The 20126-nt window shown below is 68.2% G+C and carries 20 protein-coding genes; 10 read left to right on the top strand and 10 right to left on the bottom strand.

Features of this window, described 5'->3' with window-relative positions; genetic code table 11:
• Positions 1-6 precede the first annotated feature (6 nt).
• The 3 genes from BLW75_RS30605 to BLW75_RS30595 all read right to left on the bottom strand — a co-directional run bounded on the left by BLW75_RS30605 (position 7) and on the right by BLW75_RS30595 (position 2856).
• Positions 7-1275, bottom strand: a complete 1269-nt coding sequence (locus BLW75_RS30605) for a YeeE/YedE family protein (RefSeq protein WP_034305469.1) — start codon at positions 1273-1275, stop codon at positions 7-9.
• Positions 1276-1413: 138 nt separating this feature from the next.
• Positions 1414-1947 (bottom strand): LppU/SCO3897 family protein, encoded by a 534-nt coding sequence (locus tag BLW75_RS30600; RefSeq protein WP_034305471.1) that lies wholly within the window; start codon positions 1945-1947, stop codon positions 1414-1416.
• Between the two features lie 72 nt (positions 1948-2019).
• Positions 2020-2856 carry a Bax inhibitor-1/YccA family protein gene (locus tag BLW75_RS30595; RefSeq protein WP_034305474.1) on the bottom strand — a complete coding sequence of 279 codons (837 nt, stop codon included), beginning with the start codon at positions 2854-2856 and terminating at the stop codon, positions 2020-2022.
• 314 nt (positions 2857-3170) lie between these two features.
• Between BLW75_RS30595 and BLW75_RS30590 the strand changes: the two genes are divergently transcribed.
• The 4 genes from BLW75_RS30590 to BLW75_RS30575 all read left to right on the top strand — a co-directional run bounded on the left by BLW75_RS30590 (position 3171) and on the right by BLW75_RS30575 (position 8675).
• The gene (locus BLW75_RS30590) at positions 3171-4640 is read left to right on the top strand and encodes a SpaA isopeptide-forming pilin-related protein (protein WP_034305476.1); all 1470 of its coding nucleotides are present in this window, start codon (positions 3171-3173) and stop codon (positions 4638-4640) included.
• Positions 4641-4651: 11 nt separating this feature from the next.
• Positions 4652-5344, top strand: a complete 693-nt coding sequence (locus BLW75_RS30585) for a class F sortase (RefSeq protein ID WP_034305479.1) — start codon at positions 4652-4654, stop codon at positions 5342-5344.
• Positions 5345-5443: 99 nt separating this feature from the next.
• Positions 5444-7435 carry an SDR family oxidoreductase gene (locus BLW75_RS30580; RefSeq protein WP_034305482.1) on the top strand — a complete coding sequence of 664 codons (1992 nt, stop codon included), beginning with the start codon at positions 5444-5446 and terminating at the stop codon, positions 7433-7435.
• A gap of 118 nt (positions 7436-7553) precedes the next feature.
• Complete coding sequence (locus BLW75_RS30575) at positions 7554-8675, top strand: coiled-coil domain-containing protein (RefSeq protein ID WP_034305928.1); 1122 nt, start codon at positions 7554-7556, stop codon at positions 8673-8675.
• A gap of 84 nt (positions 8676-8759) precedes the next feature.
• Here the strand turns inward: BLW75_RS30575 and BLW75_RS30570 are convergent, their stop codons facing one another.
• Both BLW75_RS30570 and BLW75_RS30565 read right to left on the bottom strand, forming a co-directional pair.
• On the bottom strand, positions 8760-10085 hold the full coding sequence (locus BLW75_RS30570) for an amidase family protein (RefSeq protein ID WP_034305484.1): 1326 nt from the start codon (positions 10083-10085) through the stop codon (positions 8760-8762).
• 28 nt (positions 10086-10113) lie between these two features.
• Positions 10114-11208: an alkene reductase gene (locus tag BLW75_RS30565; protein ID WP_034305487.1), complete on the bottom strand. Its 1095-nt coding sequence runs from the start codon at positions 11206-11208 to the stop codon at positions 10114-10116.
• A 66-nt stretch (positions 11209-11274) separates the two neighbouring features.
• Here BLW75_RS30565 and BLW75_RS30560 point away from each other — a divergent pair, with 66 nt between their 5' ends.
• Positions 11275-11688 carry a MerR family transcriptional regulator gene (locus tag BLW75_RS30560; protein ID WP_034305489.1) on the top strand — a complete coding sequence of 138 codons (414 nt, stop codon included), beginning with the start codon at positions 11275-11277 and terminating at the stop codon, positions 11686-11688.
• Positions 11689-11694: 6 nt separating this feature from the next.
• Here BLW75_RS30560 and BLW75_RS30555 read toward each other — a convergent pair whose 3' ends face one another.
• Genes BLW75_RS30555 through BLW75_RS30545 form a run of 3 tightly spaced genes read right to left on the bottom strand, consistent with a single transcriptional unit; the run spans position 11695 to position 13141 of the window.
• A complete protein-coding gene (locus BLW75_RS30555) occupies positions 11695-12270 on the bottom strand; it encodes a TIGR03086 family metal-binding protein (RefSeq protein ID WP_034305491.1) in 576 nt (191 codons plus the stop codon).
• Positions 12267-12761, bottom strand: coding sequence for an SRPBCC family protein (locus tag BLW75_RS30550; protein ID WP_034305494.1), 495 nt, complete (start codon positions 12759-12761; stop codon positions 12267-12269). Before BLW75_RS30550 ends, BLW75_RS30555 begins: the two co-directional genes overlap by 4 nt.
• 29 nt (positions 12762-12790) lie before the next feature.
• Positions 12791-13141 (bottom strand): ArsR/SmtB family transcription factor, encoded by a 351-nt coding sequence (locus BLW75_RS30545; RefSeq protein WP_034305496.1) that lies wholly within the window; start codon positions 13139-13141, stop codon positions 12791-12793.
• Positions 13142-13408: 267 nt separating this feature from the next.
• On the opposite strand from BLW75_RS30545, the gene BLW75_RS30540 reads away from it, so the two are divergent.
• From BLW75_RS30540 to BLW75_RS30525, 4 genes are all read left to right on the top strand, one after another.
• Entirely contained in the window at positions 13409-14644 is a 1236-nt protein-coding gene (locus tag BLW75_RS30540; protein WP_034305498.1) for a glycoside hydrolase family 3 N-terminal domain-containing protein, read from the top strand.
• Positions 14645-14816: 172 nt separating this feature from the next.
• On the top strand, positions 14817-15755 hold the full coding sequence (locus BLW75_RS30535) for a CE1 family esterase (RefSeq protein ID WP_034305500.1): 939 nt from the start codon (positions 14817-14819) through the stop codon (positions 15753-15755).
• Positions 15756-15863: 108 nt separating this feature from the next.
• A complete protein-coding gene (locus BLW75_RS30530) occupies positions 15864-16568 on the top strand; it encodes a TetR/AcrR family transcriptional regulator (RefSeq protein ID WP_034305504.1) in 705 nt (234 codons plus the stop codon).
• Positions 16569-16603: 35 nt separating this feature from the next.
• Positions 16604-17809: a cytochrome P450 gene (locus tag BLW75_RS30525; RefSeq protein ID WP_034305506.1), complete on the top strand. Its 1206-nt coding sequence runs from the start codon at positions 16604-16606 to the stop codon at positions 17807-17809.
• Here BLW75_RS30525 and BLW75_RS30520 read toward each other — a convergent pair.
• Positions 17806-18447, bottom strand: a complete 642-nt coding sequence (locus tag BLW75_RS30520) for a histidine phosphatase family protein (protein WP_034305508.1) — start codon at positions 18445-18447, stop codon at positions 17806-17808. The two genes, BLW75_RS30525 and BLW75_RS30520, sit on opposite strands and share 4 nt — an antisense overlap.
• 95 nt (positions 18448-18542) lie before the next feature.
• Positions 18543-19340 (bottom strand): TIGR03084 family metal-binding protein, encoded by a 798-nt coding sequence (locus BLW75_RS30515; protein WP_034305510.1) that lies wholly within the window; start codon positions 19338-19340, stop codon positions 18543-18545.
• A 129-nt stretch (positions 19341-19469) separates the two neighbouring features.
• Between BLW75_RS30515 and BLW75_RS30510 the strand changes: the two genes are divergently transcribed.
• Positions 19470-19916: a heavy metal-responsive transcriptional regulator gene (locus tag BLW75_RS30510; RefSeq protein ID WP_034305512.1), complete on the top strand. Its 447-nt coding sequence runs from the start codon at positions 19470-19472 to the stop codon at positions 19914-19916.
• Positions 19917-20126: the final 210 nt, after the last annotated feature.

Genomic DNA, 20126 nt, shown 5'->3' with positions numbered 1-20126 from the left:
GAGTGATCAGCAGACGCTGTCCGTCGGGGTCGGGTTGCCGAGCCCGAACAGCGGTCGCAGCTTCAGCCCGATCCAGGTGCCGCCGAGCGCGAAGACGCCCCACAGCCAGCCGTGCAGGCTGCCGACCGAGATGCCGCCGAGGTAGGCGCCGATGTTGCAGCCGCCCGCCATCCGCGCGCCGACGCCCATCAGGATGCCGCCGAGCACCGCGGCGACGGCGGTCCGCCACGGGATCGAGCTGTGGATCTTCCACGCGCCCGCCGCCGCGGCGGCGACCCCCGCGCCGATCATGATGCCGATGTCGGTGAGGCTGTTCTTGTCCTTCCAGATCGGCCCCGCCAGCGACGCCGCGTTCGCCTTGATCCGCCAGAATTCCCAGGTCTCGGGGTGCAGGCCGAACACCTGAAGGATCTTGGCGCCCCACAGGCTGAACGCGCTCGTCACGCCCCAGATCCCGCCGGAGACCAGGAAGACCGCGCCCGCCAGTACCCCGAGCACGACGGCGCCGACGAGGATCGGCCAGGAGCCGCGGTAGATCCGGGCGAAACCGCGCGCGGTCGGCACGACGTCGACCGGCGGCGGGTTGCGGCGCTTCTGCACGAACCGGGTCCCCAGCACGATCGCGGCGAGGACGGCGACGGTGATCGCCCACGAACCGAACCAGCCGACATGGTCGGCGAGCAGGACCCCCTTGAACTCGGGCCAGCCCGACAGCAGCGGATACGCCCACGTGTAGAGGACGGATCCGGTGATGAAGCCGCCGAGGGTCAGCACGATCGTCGACTGACCGGAACCGACCGCGAACAGCGTCCCCGAAGCGCACGCGCCACCCAGCTGCATACCGATCGCGAAGATCGTCGCGCCGACGAACAGCGCGAGCCCCAGCCCGCCCGCCGTCGGATTCGGCGTGCTGCCGAAGAGCCCGGATCCGGTACCCACGATCAGCGCGATCAACGTCGCGGCCGTTCCGAGCAGCAGCGTGTGCGCCCGAAGCCCCTGGCCGTTCCCGACCGCGATCAGCTGGCGCCAAGCCGAGGTGAACCCGAAACGGGAGTGGAAGAGCGCGAGGCCGAGCAGCAGACCCAGGATGAGCAGGACACCGAACTTCGCTCCGTGCGCGGCCCAGACGTACCAGGTCAGTCCGACCGCGAGGGCACCCGCGACCGCCAGCGGCACCACCTTGACCGGCTCCCCCGGTTGCGGGACCGGGGCGGCGCAGGACGTCGGGAAGTCGAGGAGTTTCTTCTCACCGGCTTGGGTTTCGGTCGTCGCCACCAGGACTCCAGGTCGATCGGCGGGGTGGGGGACGAGCAACGTTAGGACCGGTGACCGCCCGGTCGCAGCCCGTCCCACACTGTGCGACGAACGGCGGCGCGCGCACGGCCGGATGGCGGCGGTAGCAAAGGTCCCTTGCTACCTGGTGCTCTTCACGCAAACCGTCGACGGCGGTGTCGAATAGCTCTTGAGGTGGGTCGCGTCCGTGTCGTCACAGGTCGCGACGCTGTCGACCACCTTCAGAACCTCCGCGTCCCGCGCGGGCTCCGAGCAGGGGACCTTCTGATAGGCCACGCTGTCGGCCAAAAAGTTCTCGAGACAGTCGCCCTGCTTGGCGTTGATCATCATGCAGAGCTTGTACGAGGCGAAGGTCTTGTCGACGGTGAGCTGGTCGTACTCGCCCGCCGGGCAAGCGCCGCCCGCGTCGGTCTTCGCCCCGGCCTTCACGTTGGCCTCGGCCGAGCCGCAATCCGCCTTCGCCGGATCCTCGCCGACGTCACCGAAAGTGGTGATCGCGTAGCAGTCCCCCACCCGGACGTCGTCCGTGTTCGAGAGGTAGCCGACGATCCACGACGACGCGCTCAGCACCACGATCGCGACCGGTACCAGGAGGCCGGCCCAGAACCACTTGGAACGCTTCGGCCTGGCGGGTTCGCCACTGTGCTCGGTCATGGGGCCAGCGTATTCGCGGCGACGAAAAAGGGCGCCCCGATCGCTCGGAGCGCCCTTCCCGGAGAATCGGCGTCAGTCGTTTTGGAAGTACGACAGCAGCCGCAGGATCTCGAGGTACAGCCAGACCAGTGTGGTCATGAGACCGAAGGCGGCGAACCACGCCCACTTCGACGGCATGCCTTCGCGGATCATCCGGTCGGCCTGGTCGAAGTCGAGCAGGAAGCTGAACGCCGCGACACCGATCACCACGAGGCTGAAGATGATCGCGATCGGCCCGCCGTCACGCAGCGGGTTGAAGCCGAAGAAGCTGGTGATGAGGTTGACCAGCATCAGGATCGCGACACCGACGACGGCGCCGATGATCCACTTCGTCAGCTTCGGGGTGACCTTGACCGCACCGGTCTTGTAGACGACCAGCATGGCGATGAACACACCCGCGGTGCCGATGATCGCCTGCAGCGCGATACCGGGGTACAGCGCTTCGAAAAGGCCGCTGATCGCACCGAGGAAGACGCCCTCGGCGGCCGAGTACGCCAGCGTGAGCGGGCCGCTCGGCTTCTGCTTGAAGATGATCACGAGCGAGATCACGAGGCCGACGAGCATGCCGCCGACGAGCGCGCCGATCACACCGCCGCTGATACCGGTGATCCGGCCCGCGGCGTCCACGGGCAGCTGGCTGATCGCCCAGATCGCGGTGAGCACACCGGTCACCAGCGCGGTGCCGAGGCTCAGCGCCGTCTTGATGACGACGTCGTCGACGGTCATCGGACGGTCGCCGGCGCCGGCGGAGGTCTGCGGAGGGCCGTAGCCGGGCACGCCGCCCTGGGGTTGGTTGAAGCCTACGTTGGGTCCGTACTGCGCCGCGCCACGCGGCAGATTCCGGAACGCCGGGTTGCTACTGGATCGCACCTGATCCTCCTGGATCTACTGGCACCTGCATCGGGTTCAACGACCGCGGGGGCCGCCCGGTTCCCGTCGAAGTAAAGACGACTTTACTCACAATCGGCGCGACGCCCATCCCCCACACCGTATGCGGCGGAGATCACCGACCGTTCACCGATACCCCACCTGATGCCGTATTGCCAAAACCGCTGATCACCCGCCACTCTCCACGTTGCGTGTTCGGATTCTCACCGAAGGCGTGTCGGGGAACCTATCGATCGTGTGGCCTGCGCCGACGTAAATGCGCCGGGGCAGAGCACGGCCAAAGGAGTCAACACACCATGGGGTGGACCACACGCCCGAGCGTGCGTTCGCGCACCTTGACCAGCCTGATCGCGACGTGCCTGCTCGGCGCCTTGTCCGCCACCGTCGCGGTGACACCGGCCTCGGCCGCCGAGAACGAAGGCGTCGGCTACAAGATCACGCCCGGCCAGACGGTCGACAGCAAGCCAAGAGACCGCGACTGGCTCGGTTCCTACGTCGTCAACGGCAAGCACGTCTTCTGTGTCAGCTTCCAGCTGAAGGCGCCGGACTCGGCGGAGAAGTACAAGCCCGGCGACGAACTCCTCGACAAGTGGGGACAGAAGCTGCCGGAGGACGTCGCGGCCAACATCTCCTATCTGCTCCTGCGCTACGGCGGCACGCAGGACAACGCCGAGGCGGCGGCGCTCGCGCACCTGCTGCACTCGTGGACGTCGAAGCCTCGTTCCGACGCCGACCTCAAGCCGGACCTCGAGCCGGAGAAGATCGGCTACGACATCGAGGGCGCCCTCGGCAAGCTGAAGACGCAGCACGCCGATGCCGCCACAGCTCTCGAGAAGATGACCAAGGACGCCGAAGCGAACCGCGGCCCGTGGACCACCGCGATCACGCCGCCGAAGGAAGACCAGCACATCGGCACCGCGGGCGAGTGGACGATCAGCGTCAAGAACGCCAAGGGCAAGGGCATCTCCGGGGTGCCCGTGCGGCTCACGCCATCGAACGCGACCGTCGACAGCGGTGAGAGCACCAAGCCCGCGTCGACCTCGAACACCAAGGCCGAGAAAGCCGCCACGGTGAAGACCGGCGAGGACGGCACCGTCACGGTCAAGGTCACGCCGACCGGTGACCAGCCGAAGCTGTCCAGTTCGCTGTCGGCCCCGGCGGACCGGCCGTACGTGCAGTTCCCCGTCACGACCGGGGTGCAGAACGTCGTCTCGACCGGCGGCGAGAAGGAACTGAAGGCCCAGGGGGTCGCGGTCGTTTCGAAGCCGGGCAAGGTCCAGGTGACCAAGGTCGACGCGAAGACCGACAAGGGAGTCGCGGGCGCCGTGCTGCGGATCACCGCGAAGGACAAGTCGACGGCTGCGGTCGGCCACGACGGCAAACCCCTTAACGGCGCCGACGGCAAACCCGCCGTCGTCACCACCGAAGGCGAGAACGGCACCGTCACCGTGGAGAACCTGCGGACCCCGCAGGAGATCTGTGTGGTCGAGGTCAGCGCGCCGCCGGGCTACACCAACGCCTTCGATCCGAAGAATCCGCCGTCCGCCTGCGGTGAGGTCAAGCCGGGTGAGACGCTGACGCTCAAGGTCGCCAACACGCCCAACGAGGTACCGCGCACCATTCCCGCCGGCGACCGGCCGGTGGCGATGATGCAGGGCACCGTCGAGAACTCGGCGTCGACCGCCGGCATCCTCGGTGTCGGCGCGCTCGCGCTCCTCGGTTCGCTGATGGTGGGCGTGGCCGCGCGGCGGTCTTCGCGACGCTAAGAGGTTCTGGAATGTCAGTACGACGCGGGTTCGCGCTGGGAGCCGTCACGGTCCTGTGCGCGGACCTCGTCGCGGCCCTGCTCATCTGGCCGCCGACGACAGTGGTGACGGGGACGGCCCAGGCCGTCTCCGTCTCAGTCGCGGGCGGCGCGCCCGCTGCTCCCGCGCAGCAGGAGACCCCGCCTCCGCCGGACATCGTCCCCACGACTCCGACGGTTGCCTCACCGCCGCCGTCGTCGTCGAAGGCGCCCGAAGCACCGAAACCACAGGGCCCGGGGACGATCCGGCTGCCCGCGGGCGGTGCGGCGAAACTCGTGCGCAAGGAACTCGGACCGGGGGCGGAGCTTCCCGTGCCGGAGAACCTCGGTGAGGTGACCTGGTGGGGCGCCGAACTGAGCGCGGCCACCGGCGCCAGTGTGTTCGCCGGCCACGTGAACTGGAAGGGCGCGACGGGTCCTTTCGCGGAGCTGTGGACCGAGCGGATCGGCGGCACCGTCACCGTGGTCGACAAGGCCGGGAAGTCCTGGCAGTACAAGGTCTCCCAGCTGATCACGCTGAAGAAGAACGAACTGCCACAGCGCGCGGACGAGCTGTTCGGCCAGTCCGGCCCCCATCGGATAGTCCTGGTCACCTGCGGCGGCCGATGGGTCGGCGGGGAGACCGGATACGCCGAGAACCGGGTCGTCATCGCCGACCCCGTCTAGTTACCCGTGAGTAACTTCACGGGTGCCGTGGTGGTCCCAGCCGTGCCGATGCAGCAGAATGCCGGGGGACGCGGGCGAGCACGGTGAAGGGTGAGGCTGATGGCGACTTTTCTGGTGACCGGGGCGACCGGACTGATCGGGCGCCAGTTCACCCGGCTGCTGCTCACCAGGGACGACGTCGACAAGGTCGCGCTCGTCGTCCGGGCGTCCTCGCGGGACAAACTCGCGAAACTCGTGAACGCCTGGCCGCATCCGGAACGCGTCACCCTCGTCACCGGTGACCTCGGCGAGCCGCTGCTCGGCGTCGGCCAGGAAGACCGAGAGCGGCTTCGCGGCGTCGATCACGTCGTCCACCTCGCCGCCCTGTACGACCTCACCGCCGACGACGAAGCCAGCATCAAGGCCAACGTCGAAGGCACCGCGCAGGTGATCGCGCTCGCCGCCGACCTGAACGCGGGCTGCCTGCACCACGTGTCCTCGGTCGCCGTCGCCGGTGACCACGAGGGCATGTTCACCGAGGAGATGTTCGACGTCGGCCAGCGGCTCATCACGCCGTACCACCGCACGAAGTTCGAAGCGGAGCGCCTCGTGCGCGAACAGCAGGACGTGCCGTGGCGGGTGTACCGGCCCTCGGTCGTCGTCGGGAACTCCGAGACCGGCGAAATGGACAAGATCGACGGCCCGTACTACCTGTTCCCCGCGATCAGCAGGCTCGCCGGGCTGCCCGACGTGCCGATCGTCGGCCCCGACCTCGGCGACACCAACGTCGTCCCGGTCGACTACGTCGCCGAATCGCTGAACGCCCTGATCACCACGAAGGGGCTCGACGGGCGCGCGTTCCACCTGGTCAACCCGGAACCGCAACCGGTCGTCTCGGTGTACAACGCCTTCGCGAAGGCGGCGGGCGCGCCGACGATCTCCGTGCAGCTCAACGACCGCTTGTCCAAGGGCATCGTCAGCCTGGTGAAACTGAGCGAGCACATCCCCGGCTTCACGATCGCGCGTGACGCCGTGCTGGAGCGGCTCGGGATCCCGCCGGTGCTGCTCGAGACCATGGCGTTCCCCTCGGTGTTCTCGTCGGCGTCGACGCGCAAGGCACTCATCGGTTCGGGCGTCGAGGTGCCCCGGGTCGAGGACTACGCGCCCACCCTGTGGCGCTACTGGCGCGAGCACCTGGACCCGTTCCGCGCCCGCAAGCACGGGCCTCGCGGCGAACTGGACGGCCGCCGAGTGATCATCACCGGCGCGTCCTCGGGAATCGGCCGCGCGACCGCGATCAAGGTCGCGGCCGCGGGCGGGGTGCCCCTGCTCGTGGCGCGGCGGCAGCACGAGCTCGAAGAAGTGCGGGACGAGATCATCGCCGCGGGCGGCACGGCGTCGGTGTACCCGGCCGATCTGACCGACGAGGAATCGGTGCACAAGGCCGTCGACGCGATGCTCGCCGAGCACGGCCGGATCGACATGCTCGTGAACAACGCCGGCCGGTCGATCCGGCGGTCGATCAAACTGTCCTACGACCGCTTCCACGACTACGAACGTGCGATGGCGATCAATTACTTCGGCGCGGTGCGGCTGATCCTCGCGGTGCTGCCGCATATGTCCGAGCGGAAGTTCGGGCATATCGTCAACGTCTCGTCGATCGGTGTCCAGGGCATCGCGCCGCGCTTTTCGGCGTACGCGGCGTCGAAGGCCGCTTTGGACTATTTCTCCCGGATCGCCGCCACCGAGACCCACGGCGACGGAATCACCTTCACGACCATCCACATGCCACTCGTGCGCACGCCGATGATCCGGCCGACGAAGATCTATGACGCGTTTCCGACCAAATCCCCGGATCAGGCCGCGGACATGGTGATGAAGGCGCTGAGGGAACGCCCGAAGCACATCGGCACTCCCGCCGGGCAGGCGATCGGGCTCGCGTACACGCTCACGCCGGGACTCACGGATGCCGTGGCCTACCAAGGATTCCGGGTGTTCCCGGATTCCGCGGCGGCGGGCGGCGAAGGCGGGCTCAAGATCGGGAAGGGTGAGCAGCATCTGTCCCGTGCGGCGATGGCGCTCGCTCGGCTCAGCCGCGGCTTCCATTGGTGACACTGCGCACACGGGTGGCGGCCGTTCAGGTGAGGGATCGCAGCTGAGAGCCGACACACGTCGGTGAATCACGAAGCCTGACAACGGCGACACCGGGTACGCAGGTACCGTCGTGACCATGGTTCCCGAGCGAGACAACGGCCTGTTGCCCCTGCGGCGCGAGTACACCCAGGCCTGGCACGGCTTCGACCGGAACGAAGTGCGCCAGTATCTGGATCATCTCGAAGCCCAGCTGCATCGCGTGATCACCGACCGCGACGCCGCGATCGCGCAGGCGACGTCGGCCACGCGCGAACTCGAAACCGTCCGCCACGAGGTGGCGAAGCTGAACGCCAGGATCGAGGAGCTGAAGAAACCGCCGGAGCGGCTCGAAGACCTCGACGAGCGGATGCAGCGCACCGTCACGCTCGCGCAGGCGCGTGCGGAAGAGATCACGAAGCGTGCCGAGGTTGCCGCCGAGAAGCACTGGGCGTCGTCGAGCGAGGCTTCGAAGAAGCTCCGTGAGCGCTACACGCGCCTCGTCGCCGAGCTGGACAAGCAGGCGGACGCGCTGCACTCGGAGCACGAATCGGCGCTCGCCGAGACGCGGGCCGAGGTCCAGCGGCTGACCGTCGAAGCCGCCCAGCGCCGGGAACTGCTGGACAACGAGGCCGAGCGCAAGCGCCGGAAGATCGAGCGCGAATTCGATCAGACGATCGCGGCTCAGCGAGCCGCGCACGAGAAGCACATCGCCGACCAGCAGACGGCCAGCAAGAACCAGGCCGAGCGCCGGATCGCCGAGGCCACCGCGGAGGCCAAGCGCCGCATCGACGAGGCCACGGCCGAGGCCAAGCGCCGGCTCGACGAGGCCACGACGACCGCCGCCCAGCGCACGACCGCCGCCCAGCGCAAGGTCGAGCGGCTGGCGGAGATCCGGGAGCAGGCCCGCAAGAGCCTCATGCAGGCCGACGAAGTCCTGAAGGGCAGCGAGGCGATGCTCGCGGCGCTGCCCGAGGAGTCGGTGATCCCGCACGCTTCGAAGCTCGTCGGTGGCGACAGCAAGGCCGAGGAGAAGAAGCCGGCGGGTAAGCCCGCCGAGCCGCCCGCCTCGAAGGCCGCCGCTCCGGCCGCCGCCAAACCTTCTCCCGCCAAGCCCGCTCCCTCGGCGCCTGCCGCCGCTGCGCCGAAGAACGGACAGAGCGAGCAGAACGGCCCGAAGGCGAACGGGCAGAAGCCGTCACCCGCCAAAACTGGCTCCTGACCAGCGCGAATTAGCAAGGGACCTTTGCTATCGCTCTCTTTCGGAGAGTGGTGGCAAAGGTCCCTTGTTCTGTTCCGGAAGCTGTCAGGAGGCGGTGGTGCGCGGCCAGGGGTTGGCCGTTTCGAGCTGGGCGGCGAGGCCCAAGAGGAGCGCTTCCCCGCCAGGCGCGGCGACGAGCTGGACGCAGGCCGGAATGCCGGAAGGATGCACCCCCACCGGCACGGACATCGCCGGATAGCCCGCGAGATTCCACAGGCCCGCAAAACCCGCCACGCGCACGGACGGCAACACGTTGGCGATCCACCGGCTTTCGTGCCAGGTGCGGGCCTTGAGCGGGAGCGTCGCGATCATGGGCGTGACGAGGACATCGTGGTCGGTGAAGAACTCCCCGGCACGCTCCAGCCAGCGCTCCCGTGTGCTCTCCCGGACACGGTGGGCCATCAGCCGCCCGAGCCGGACGTGGGTGCGTGTCCGGGGCTGGAGCGCGGCGAGATCGAACTCGGCCGCTTGTTCCGCCGGGCCCGCGACCCAGCGCGCCAAGAGGCCACCGATCGCTCCGGCGCTGTACCGGGGCGTGCCGGGCGCGACGGTATGCCCGGCCGCACGGAACAGCTCTCCGGCTCGTGTGACGGCCCGGCTGAACGCGCGCGGCAACGGCGCCCTCGTCAACGGGACCTGAGTCGACAGGGCGATCCGGGATCGCTTCGGGGCGGCGAGGTCGGCCAGCCCGGGCTGTTCGGCGAGGACCGATATCAGCACGGCGGCGTCGGCCACGGTGGTCGTCATCGGCCCGTGCGTGGACAAGCCGAACCAGCCGTTCTCCCCCGGTATGCGGACCACGTCCTTACCCGGTTTGAGACCGACGATCCCGCACATCGCGGACGGCAGCCGGATCGACCCCAGCCCGTCCGTGCCGTGCGCGATGGGCACCATCCCGGCCGCGACGGCCGCGGCGCTCCCGCCCGACGAACCGCCGGCGGCATAGGACGGATTGCGCGGATTGCGTGCTGTCCCGTCCGGATCGTCACTCGACGGCCAGATGCACAACTCCGGCACCCGGGTCAGGCCCACGATCACCGCTCCGGCCGCGCGTAACCGCCGAGCTATCTCACCGTCCTCTGTGGACAGCGTCGACGAACCCGCACACGACCCCCACGAGGCGTACTCCCCCTCGACCGGCGCGACGTCCTTGACCGCGATCGGCACCCCGGCCAAGGGCAGGTCCGCCAGGTCCGCGCGCTCGGCGACGGCGGCGGCCTCGGCGAGCGCCTCCTCTGCCCTCACCCGGCGGAACGCGCCGACCACCCCGTCCGCCGCCGCGATCCGGGCAAGCGCCTCGCGCGTCACCTGGACCGGATCGAGTTCCTTGGCACGCACAGCCGCCGCGATCTCCACCGCCGTCTTGACCATCCCCGCACTGTAGAGCGGGTGGCGAAGATCAGCTGCGCGCCGAACAGGCGAACTTCGCCGAGTCCGGATCGAACGCCGGGAAGTCGGTATAGCCGTCGAGCCTGGCGCCGTAGTAGACGGCGTGGTCCGCCCGAGCCAGCGGGGCGTGGAGAGCGAAACGGGCGGGCAGATCCGGGTTCGCGATGAACAACCTGCCGAAAGCGACGACGTCGGCCAGCCCGGACTTGATCAAGGACTCACCCTCGTCCTGGGTGGTCGGCTCCGCGGATCTCAGATTCGCGATGAGCGTCCCTGGCCACAAGGGCCGTAGGTGCGACAGCATGTCGACCTCAGGAGTGTCGATGACGTGCAGGTACGCGAGCTCGTACCGGCGTAATTCCGCGACCAGTCGTGAATACACCTCCTTCCTATCCTCTTCCACGATGTCGTTCTCGGGGTTACCCGGCGAGATCCGCAGGGCGACCCTGGTGGCACCGATCTGCCGGACCACGGCCGCCACCACCTCGAGCGGGAAGCGAAGCCGGGCGGCGACCGAACCGCCGTAGCGGTCCTCTCTTCGGTTGGTGTTGCCTGCGAGGAACTCCTGGATGAGGTAGCCGTTGGCGCCGTGGAGCTCCACGCCGTCGAAACCCGCCTCGATGGCCCGCCGGGCCGCCGCGGCAAAGTCCTGGACCACCTCGCCGATCTCCTCTTCACCAAGCGCACGAGGTTCGACCGTGTCCGTCCAGCCTTCGGCCGAGAAGATCCGGCCGGCCTGCCGGACCGCCGACGGCGCCACCGGCGTCCGGCCCATCACCCCGGGGTGAGAGACCCGGCCCGCATGCCAGAGCTGCGCGAAGATGCGGCCGCCTTCCTCGTGCACGGCCGCCGTCACCGCACGCCATGCCTCGGCCTGTTCCTCGGTCGCGAGCCCTGGAATGCCCGGACCGCTCTTGCCTGTCCGATTCACCCAGACGCCTTCACTCACGATCAGACCGGCGCTCGCGCGTTGCGCGTAGTACTCGGCCGTCCGTGGATGCGGCACACCGGTGACATCGTCCGCGCGCCCCCGGGTCATCGGGGCCATCGCCACCCGGTTCGGCAGCTGGAGCGCGGTACCGCGGAATGCTTCGAGCAACCTCATGACGCGAAGCTAAACCCTGACACCGACGTCACGGTCAACCTCGGTTTCCGCGGCTACTGTGGACTCATGCGGATCGGCGAACTGGCGAAGCGAACCGGGGTGAGTGTCCGCTCGTTGCGGTACTACGAAACGGAAGGCCTGCTGAGTCCTGCTCGATGCGGCAACGGCTACCGGACCTACGCCGAAGACGACATCGCCAGGGTCCTGCAGATCCAGCTCTTCTATTCGGCCGGATTGTGCAGTGGCAAAATCGCGGAACTCCTTCCCTGTGTCTCCGGGGACCACACGCATCTGGTGCCCTCGCCGGAGATGACCGGCGAACTGGAGATCGCCAAGACTCGGATCCAGAACCAGATCTCTTTGCTCACCACCTCTCTGTCGGTTCTGGAACGTGTCCTGGCCGCGGCCAAGGGAACCGATACCGCCGAAGTACCGGTTCCTCCCCGGCCCGTCCGGCGACACCGCGGGATCCACGTCTGATCCGTGTCAGGCGTTCGGATCCCGGCCCATCAGCCCGAGCAGCCTGTCCTGCAGGGGCGCGTCTTCGGGCACTTTCACTTCGGGACCGAAGACGACGATGCCGGGCCCGAACGCTCCGGGAATCCTCATCTCATCGGGGATCGCCTGCGCCGCCGGCCACATCCGGGCGATCTCCTCCGGATCGATCGTGTCGTCCTGCCCGGTGGCCCTGGCCAGATCCCAGCCGTGGATCACCATGTCGGCACTGACGACCTGGTCGATGTGCTGTTCCGCGGTCATCTTCCCTGTGGGTGTCTCGTGTTCCGTGGCCGCGAGCACGGGATCGGCGAGGATGGCTTCCACATCGGCCCGAGCGGCACGGAAGGCGCCCAGCGGGTCTTCCAGAAGCGACGGCGCCGGCCCGAGATCACGCCCGACGGGACGCAGCATCGCGCCGTGCATGTCGACGATGTGCCCGACGACATCCCTGGCGTTCCACTCTTCGCACGGGGATCTGCTCTCCCATTGGCCGGTTCGGACGGCGGAGACCTTGCTCTCGAAGGCGTCGGCCCGGGCGCGATAACGGTCCGCGATGGCGGTCATCGTGTTCCCGCCTCCACCGGAGCGGCCATGAATTCGGCCAGCTTGTCGAAGCCCTCGCCGACGCCCCGCTCCATTCCGGATTCGAGCACGGCGTCCCGGATCCGCTTCGAGTCGTACCGCACGACCTGGGTCAAAGTGGTGACCCCTTCCCGCTCAACCAGCGTCAGAGTCGCCAAGGCCTGACCTTCCGACGCATCACAGTCCTCGTTCGTCTCGAGGGAAACGAGCCTCTCCGGACGGTCGATCTCCCGGTAAACGCCCTGCAGCACCATCGCCTTCCCGTCGCCGCGGCGCAGCCGATAGCGCCATCCGCCGCCGACTCGCAGGTCGATCTCGCATTCGACGACCTCCCAGCCGCGCGGGCCGAACCAGCGGCGCACCAGTTCCGGTTTGGTCCACGCGTCGAACACCAACGCCCTCGGCGCGTCGAAGGACCTCGTCATGACGATCTCGAGATCGCCGGATTTCGTCACGCTGAGAGTGCGTCCCATCGTGCTGTTCCTTTCCGCTCGTGCGGTGGTCACTCGGTCTCTTCCCGGCGCTCCGGGTGCTTCATTTCTTCGTCCAGGACGAGGTCGAGCTGCGAGAAGGTCTCGTCCCAGTGGCGGCGGTAGCCGCCGAGCCATTCGTTCGCGTTCTTCAGCGGTTGGGCCACCAGCCGGCACGGGCGACGCTGGGCATCACGCCCCCTTGCCACCAGCCCCGCCCGCTCCAGCACCTTCAGATGCTTGGAGATGGCGGGCTGACTCATCGCGAAGGGTTCGGCCAGCTCCGTCACCGTGGCCTCGCCGCGCGCGAGCCGCGCGAGGATGGCGCGGCGGGTGGGGTCGGCGAGTGCCGCGAAGGTGACATCGAGCAGATCCTGTGCCACAGTCGCCCGCCTTTCTGTTTCCCAAGTTCTCACGAGTTCGAGTTCTCACGCCCGGCTCTCCAGGTGCTTGCCGGGAAGGGCTGGATAACCTTGCGGTTCCATAACCATGTGGTAATCTACGGCGCAGCAGATCGAGTTGTCAAGCACGGACACCGCTTTGACCAGAGAGAACACGGATCGGAAGGAGGTGAGGCCGAAGGTGCGCCACGCACCAAAGGGCACGCGAGCGCGTACGAAAGGGCAACTGGGGTTACCGTCGACAGCGGCATGGACGACGAACGAAACGAGCTGATGAACTCCGGGCGACCGAAGACGACGAAGCGGTGGGCGGCCGTCATCCTGGGTACCGCTGCCGTCCTGGCCACCAGCGTGCAGTGCGGAACCGCGAACGACGAGGCCGGTTCCGCACAGCCGGCGGGATCCGTACCTCCACCTCACAGCAGCGCCGCTTCGAGCCGGCCCAGCTCCAGCACGCCCTCGCCGTCACCGAGGGCGGAGCAGGCGCCGACTCCAGGCTGCGAAACCGTCATCGCCGGGATGAGCCCCCGGCAGCGGCTGGCCCAGCTGGTGGTTGTCGGCGTGAACGCCGGTGATCCGCAGGCGGCGGTGAAGCTGGTGCGCGACCAGCAGGTCGGCGGGATCTTCCTCGGCGGCAACGAGACGGCCCTGCTGCAGAACCGCGCACTGGACGAGGTCCAACGCGCCGCGAAGGTCCCGGTGTCGGTCGCGATCGACGAGGAAGGCGGTCGTGTCCAGCGGATCGACGCCCTCGACGGCGATATGCCGAGCGCCCGGAAGATGGCCTCGACGCTGACCCCGGCGCAGGTGCGGGCGAAGGCGGCCGAGCGAGGACGGCAGATGCGAGCCCGCGGTGTCACCGTCGACTACGCGCCCGACGCCGACATCACCGACCAGCCGGACCGCGACATCGTCGGTGACCGATCGTTCGGCGCGGAGCCGGAGGTCGCTCGCAAGTACGTTCTGGCGTTCGCTCAGGGCCTGCGGGACGCCGGGGTGCAGCCGGTACTGAAGCACTTCCCCGGGCACGGGCACGCCACCGGCGATTCCCACAAGGGACTGGTGCGAACGCCGCCGCTGGCCTCGCTGCGAAAGGTCGACCTGGTGCCGTACCGCGACATCGGCGAATACGGCGAGATCGGCGTCATGGTCGGGCACCTGGACGTACCCGATCTGACCGGCGGCACTCCGTCGACCCTGTCGGCACCGGCGTACCGGCTGCTGCGGAAGGACTACGCGTTCGACGGCCCGGTGATCACGGACGACCTCGGGGCGATGAAGGCGATCACGGCGCAGTACCCGCTCCCGGCGGCCGTGCTCAAAGCCCTGCAGGCGGGGGCGGATCAGGCGTTGTGGTCCTCCGGCGGCAACGTCGGGACGGTGCTGACCACCCTGGAGCAAGCGCTCGCGTCTGGTGATCTGCCGGCCGCCCGGGTCAACGAGGCCTTGACCCGGGTACTCACGGCGAAACGCGCCTGCGGCTGACCGGCCGGACGACTGACCCGCCGGAGCACGGCGGGTCAGCGACGAGCCCGATCGCCAGGCCCGGCAGCGTGAGGTGACAAGCGGTCCGAAAACTCAATGAACACAATGCAGACCAGGCCCGCGACAGGAGTGACCCTGATCACCGCCCTGCCGCCCGATCAAGGAGGATCGCGTGCCTGGTCTCACGAAGTTCCTGCGCCGTCTCGCGCTGACGGCCACCGTCGCTGCCGGACTGAGCCTGTTCGACGCCCCGATGGCCTCTGCCGCGCCGTCGGCGATCGATCATCCGGTGCGGACGACCGGCTGCCGGCGTCCGTCTCCGGTACCCGCCGGGACGACGACGCTGCGGACGCTGACGTCCGGCGGGCTGGTCCGCGAGTACACGGTGCACGTGCCCGCCCAGTACCGGCCGTCACGGCCGTACCCGCTGGTGTTGTCGTTCCACGGCCACAAACGAACGTCGAAATATCAGGAAGAACTGTCCGGATTTTCCGCCTATGACGCGATTTCCGTCTATCCGCAAGGACTTCCGGGCACGGACGGCGAATCGGCATGGACCGGCGCGCCGTACTCGGCGGCCGCCGACGACGTGCTCTTCACCAGCGACCTGCTGAACACGCTCCAGCGTGACCTGTGCGTCGACTCCCGCCGGATCTACGCGACGGGCAAGTCGAACGGTGGCGGGTTCGTCGGTGTCCTCGCTTGCCGGATGCCGGGCCGGATCGCGGCGTTCGCTCCCGTCGCCGGCGCGTTCTACCCGCAAGGCGGCGATTGCCATCCGTCGCGTCCCGCTCCGATTCTCGATTTCCACGGCACGGCCGACGCGACGATCCCCTATACGGGGAATCCCGCCAAGGGCCTGCCGTCGCTGCCGGTCTGGCTCGCCGCGTGGGCAGACCGGAACGGATGCTTCCCGCGCCCGATCCGGTATTCGCCGAAAACCGACGTCACCGTTCAGCGCTGGCTCGGTTGCTCGCTGCAGCACTACCGGGTCGAAGGCGCCGGGCACGTCTGGCCGAGCACCACACCGAACAACGACTCCGCCACGCCGTCCGTCATCGACGCGACTCCGGTCATCTGGAAGTTCCTGCTCGCCCACCGTCTGCGTTAAGAACTCGTCGATTCCCTTGCCGGACCGGTAGACCCGGCGCTACTGTCGAACTGACCGGATGACCAGATGAGCAAATCTGGTCACGAAGTCAGAGACAGGGGAGCGCACGTGGCAGAACGTCCGGACCGCACCGCCGGCCGCGCCGATCGCATCCTCGACGCGGCCGGCGTCCTGCTGACGCGGCTGGGCTATCGCAAGGTGACCATCGAGGACATCGCGAGTCAGGCGGGCATCGGGAAGGGCACGATCTACCTGCACTGGCCCACCAAGGAAACCCTCTTCCACGCGTTGCTCCTGCGTGAATCCCTCCGGGCCGCCGAGAATCTCCTCGCCCGGCTGGACGAAGATCCGGCGGAAGTCGTTCCGCACCGGCTCCACCGGGCGGTTTTCCTTCATACCCAACAGAGCCCTTTGCTCCGTGCGCTCATCACCGGCAACACCGAACTGCTGGGCAGGTTGAAGAAACATCCTTTGCAGGACCAGGACACGGTCGTGACCGAGCGGTACCTGAAGACGATGACGGACCGGGGCCTGCTGCGCGACGACATCCCGAACCTGCTCTTTTCCCTGCGCGCCTCGGCGCTCGGGTTCTACCTGATGGACAGCTTCATCGCCGACGGCGCCGACCTCGAATCCGAGGAGAAGGCCGACGCTCTCGCGCACATCATCCGGACGGCGTTCGAGCCGCCGGAGCCGCCGTCCCCGGCGAACGTGGCCGCCACCGCGGCCGAAGTGACCCAGGCGTTCCAGGATCTCATCTCGTCCTATCGCGCCTGGATCTACCGGAAGGACGGCCCCGAGGAGCCCGCTTGATCCGGGTTCTCCACCACTGAAGAAGGGGGCAAGCCATGACCACGATCGCCGAAAACTGGGGCGTCCACGAAGGCCAGTTCTGGCTTCGAGGCGAATTCCCGGCCGAGCCGGTCAGTTTCGACACCGAGACAGGCATGTGGAACGTCTACGGCCACGCCGAGGCGTTGAAGACCCTGAGTGATCCCAAAGTGTTCTCCTCCGACACCACCCGGCTGATCCCGAAGGAGCTCTCACCGGACAAGGATCTGTTCGTCGAGGGCAACCTGCTCGTGATGGACCCGCCGGATCACAAGAAACTGCGCACGCTGGTGAGCCACGCCTTCACCCCGAAGGTCGTCGCGGATCTCGAACCGCGGATCGCTGCGCTGACGAACGAACTCCTCGACGCCGTCGACGGGGCGGACTCGATGGAACTGGTGACCCATCTGGCCTACCCGCTGCCGGTGATCGTTATCGCCGAACTGCTCGGCATCCCGGCGAGCGATCGTGACCTGTTCAAGGAATGGGTCGACACGTTGTTGCGGAACAGCCAGCAGCGGTCACTGATCAAGCAGACCGAAGAGGACAAGAAGGCCGCCGAGGAAACGGCCGCCCAGGTGAAGAACCTGGTGAACTACCTCGCCGAGCATGTCGACGACCGGCGGCGGAACCCGCGCGAGGACCTGCTGACCAAACTCGTCGAAGCCGAGGTCGACGGCGCGAAACTCACGCAGAACGAAGTCGTCAACTTCGCGAACGTGCTGCTGCTGGCCGGGCACATCACCACCACGATGCTGCTCGGGAACACGGTGCTGTGCCTGGATTCCCATCCGGACGAGTACCGGCGCGTCCGCGAGGACCGGGCATTGCTGCCCGGTGCCATCGAGGAATCGCTGCGTTTCCTCAGCCCGTTCGCACTCGTCGCCCGCGCCACGACGACCGAGGTCGAACTGGGCGGCCAGACGATCCCGCCGGACAGCATGCTCGGTATCTGGGTCGCGGCGGCGAACCGGGATCCGCGTACGTTCACGGATCCGGGCACCTTCGATCCGGCGAGGGCGCACAACCCGCACCTGGCCTTCGGCCGCGGGATCCATTTCTGCATCGGCGCTCCGCTCGCCAGGCTGGAAGGCAAGACGGCGCTCAACATCCTGCTGGACCGCTTCCCGGATCTGCGCACCGATCCGGCCGCTCCGCCGTCGTTCATCCCGAGCCCGAACATGACCGGGGTGAACAAGCTCCAGCTGTTGCTGAAGCCCTAGCGATCCGCGTACCGGGAGGCGAGCGGGACCACCACTCGCGGAACCCGCTTCCCGGGCGTGTACCGCAGTTCGGTGATGTTGCCGTTCGGCACGAGATAGGTGTCGGCGAACGTGCGGAATCCGCGCATGGCCTCGCTGTCCGGCGTGGTGATCCCGGTCAGCAATGACCACATGACGGCGCGGATGAAGAGCCCGTGCGTGAAGACCGCGATCGGCCCGGGTTCGCGTTCACCCAGCCGCGCCAGGAAATCCTGGGTCCGGGAGAAGAGCGCCACGAAGGATTCCGCGCCGTTCACCGCGTGATGCGGATCGGCACGGGACCAGTAGGCCTCCGTGTACGGCTTACGGGTGGCGGTGTTGGTGACCTGTCCATGGAGTTCACCGAGGAAGGTGAACTCCTGGACAGGCCACTCCTCACGCTCCGCGCCGGGGAACCGCTCGATCGTCGGCTCGGCGGTCTGCCGCGCCCGCAGGAACGGCGACGTCACGATCAACCGTGGCGGTTCGGCCAGCGAATCCGCGATTTCGAGGGCTTGGCGTCTGCCGAGTTCGGTCAGCGCCGAAGTTCCCGGCTCCCCGCCGGGAAGCCCCGCGTTGGACTCGCTTTCCCCATGCCTGATCAGCCACACTCGCGTCACGATCGCCTCCTAGACCCCCTGTGCGTCGACGATCGCACCGAGCGGAGTTGATCGCGACTTCCAGGATGCCCTATCCACCGCGGAAGCGGAGGGACTCAACGACCGAATTGTCCCGGAGAGCGCCCCTCACCCGCGGGGCCGCGGTACGCCTGTGCGATGTCCAGCCACTGGTCGGCCAGCGCACCCTCGGCACGGACGTCGAGATCGTCGCGGTGACGGCGCCGCGTGACCAGGAGACAGAAGTCCTCGGCGCTCCCGGTGATCCGCTCGGGCGAGTCCTCGGGACCGAACGTCCACAACTGGCCGGACGGCGCGGTGATCTCGAAACGGAACTCCTGCTCCGGCGGGGTCAGGCCACGCGCCTCGTAGCCGAAGTCCCGCACCCGGACGGCGAAGCCGACGAGGTACGCGAGCCGGTCCGTCCGCTCCGGCCGCACACCCAGCGCGTCCGCGACGTCCTGGCCGTGCGCGAACAGTTCCATCATCCCGGCGCAGGCGAGGATGGCCGGCGGCAGCGGGTTGACGAGCCACGGAACGACCTGGTCCGCCGGGACCGCGGCGAGCGCCTTGATACCGGCGTCGCGTTCGGCGCGCCAGCGGCTCAGCAGGACCTCGTTGGGGTCACCGAGGTAGTCGTCGAGGGCCGCGTTGACGGCGGCGTCGAACCCGCGCGCCATCGACGACTTCGCGAGTTCGGCGAAGGCGCGCGGCTCGGCCGCGGACAACCCGGCGATCTTGAAGATGAACGCGAGATGCGCGATCTGGTGTTTGACCGACCAGCCCGTCGCGGGCGTGGGCAGCTCCCACCCCGCGTCGTCGAGGCCGGCCACCAGGGCGTCGACCTGTTCACCTTCCGTGGTGAGGTCCCTGATCACGTTCCGGAAGTCAGTCACCGTGCCGTCCTCTCGCCGTTTCCACCCTCTCGAATGATGCGGAAGCGCCAGTCGGTCGTCTTCTCTTCGTGAGCCCCGTCGGAATCCGGACTTGATTCTGGAGCCGGGTCCAAGTTCTACGCTCGCATCATGCGAACCGAAGCGACGAAGGCGCTGACGGCGTTGACCATGTCCGAGGTGACCTCCCGCGCCGGAGTGCGGCCGGACACCGTGCGTTACTACGAGCGCATCGGCCTGCTGCCCACACCCGCGCGGACGACCGGGGCCCACCGGCGCTACGACGAGGGCGTCATCGAGAGGCTGCGGTTCATCCGCGGCACCCAGCGGCTCGGGCTGACGCTGACGGAGATCGGTGACCTGCTGAGCGTGCGCGACACCGGCGTGTGCCCGTGCGAACCCGCCGAAACCATGCTGGAACGCCATCTCGCCGAGATCGAAGCGGAGATGGCGCGGCTCGGCGAGTTGCGCGCCGAACTCACTTCCATGCTGTCCGGGATGTCCGGTGAGAACTGCGCCGATCCGGTTCCCGGCGCCTGGTGCCCGCCCGGCTGCGACCCCGAGGGAGGAGGTGGATGACCATGCGGAACGACGACTGGTGCGATTGCGACTGCTGCGGCAGCGGCTGCTGCTGACCCGCTTCGGCGGGACCGGCCGGGCTTGACGTCACCCGGCCGGCCATCCGAGGTCATTCCTGCGGCAGGAGCACCGTCTTCCCGATCCGGTCTTTGCAGACTTCCGCCGAATAGGCCATCAGGCCGCCCGCCTGCGCGTCCCGGAACAGCCGCT

Source organism: Amycolatopsis lurida (assembly GCF_900105055.1).
GTDB classification, from domain to species: Bacteria; Actinomycetota; Actinomycetes; order Mycobacteriales; family Pseudonocardiaceae; genus Amycolatopsis; species Amycolatopsis lurida.
The sequence above is the reverse complement of the archived record's forward strand: the minus strand, read 5'-3'. Positions and strand labels throughout refer to the sequence as shown.

Coding starts and splice junctions, on each gene's coding strand:
- BLW75_RS30600 (WP_034305471.1), bottom strand. CDS start 1,947: ATGACCGAGCACAGTGGCGAACCCGCCAGGCCGAAGCGTTCCAAGTGG.
- BLW75_RS30590 (WP_034305476.1), top strand. CDS start 3,171: ATGGGGTGGACCACACGCCCGAGCGTGCGTTCGCGCACCTTGACCAGC.
- BLW75_RS30585 (WP_034305479.1), top strand. CDS start 4,652: ATGTCAGTACGACGCGGGTTCGCGCTGGGAGCCGTCACGGTCCTGTGC.
- BLW75_RS30580 (WP_034305482.1), top strand. CDS start 5,444: ATGGCGACTTTTCTGGTGACCGGGGCGACCGGACTGATCGGGCGCCAG.
- BLW75_RS30575 (WP_034305928.1), top strand. CDS start 7,554: ATGGTTCCCGAGCGAGACAACGGCCTGTTGCCCCTGCGGCGCGAGTAC.
- BLW75_RS30570 (WP_034305484.1), bottom strand. CDS start 10,085: ATGGTCAAGACGGCGGTGGAGATCGCGGCGGCTGTGCGTGCCAAGGAA.
- BLW75_RS30565 (WP_034305487.1), bottom strand. CDS start 11,208: ATGAGGTTGCTCGAAGCATTCCGCGGTACCGCGCTCCAGCTGCCGAAC.
- BLW75_RS30560 (WP_034305489.1), top strand. CDS start 11,275: ATGCGGATCGGCGAACTGGCGAAGCGAACCGGGGTGAGTGTCCGCTCG.
- BLW75_RS30555 (WP_034305491.1), bottom strand. CDS start 12,270: ATGACCGCCATCGCGGACCGTTATCGCGCCCGGGCCGACGCCTTCGAG.
- BLW75_RS30550 (WP_034305494.1), bottom strand. CDS start 12,761: ATGGGACGCACTCTCAGCGTGACGAAATCCGGCGATCTCGAGATCGTC.
- BLW75_RS30540 (WP_034305498.1), top strand. CDS start 13,409: ATGGACGACGAACGAAACGAGCTGATGAACTCCGGGCGACCGAAGACG.
- BLW75_RS30525 (WP_034305506.1), top strand. CDS start 16,604: ATGACCACGATCGCCGAAAACTGGGGCGTCCACGAAGGCCAGTTCTGG.
- BLW75_RS30510 (WP_034305512.1), top strand. CDS start 19,470: ATGCGAACCGAAGCGACGAAGGCGCTGACGGCGTTGACCATGTCCGAG.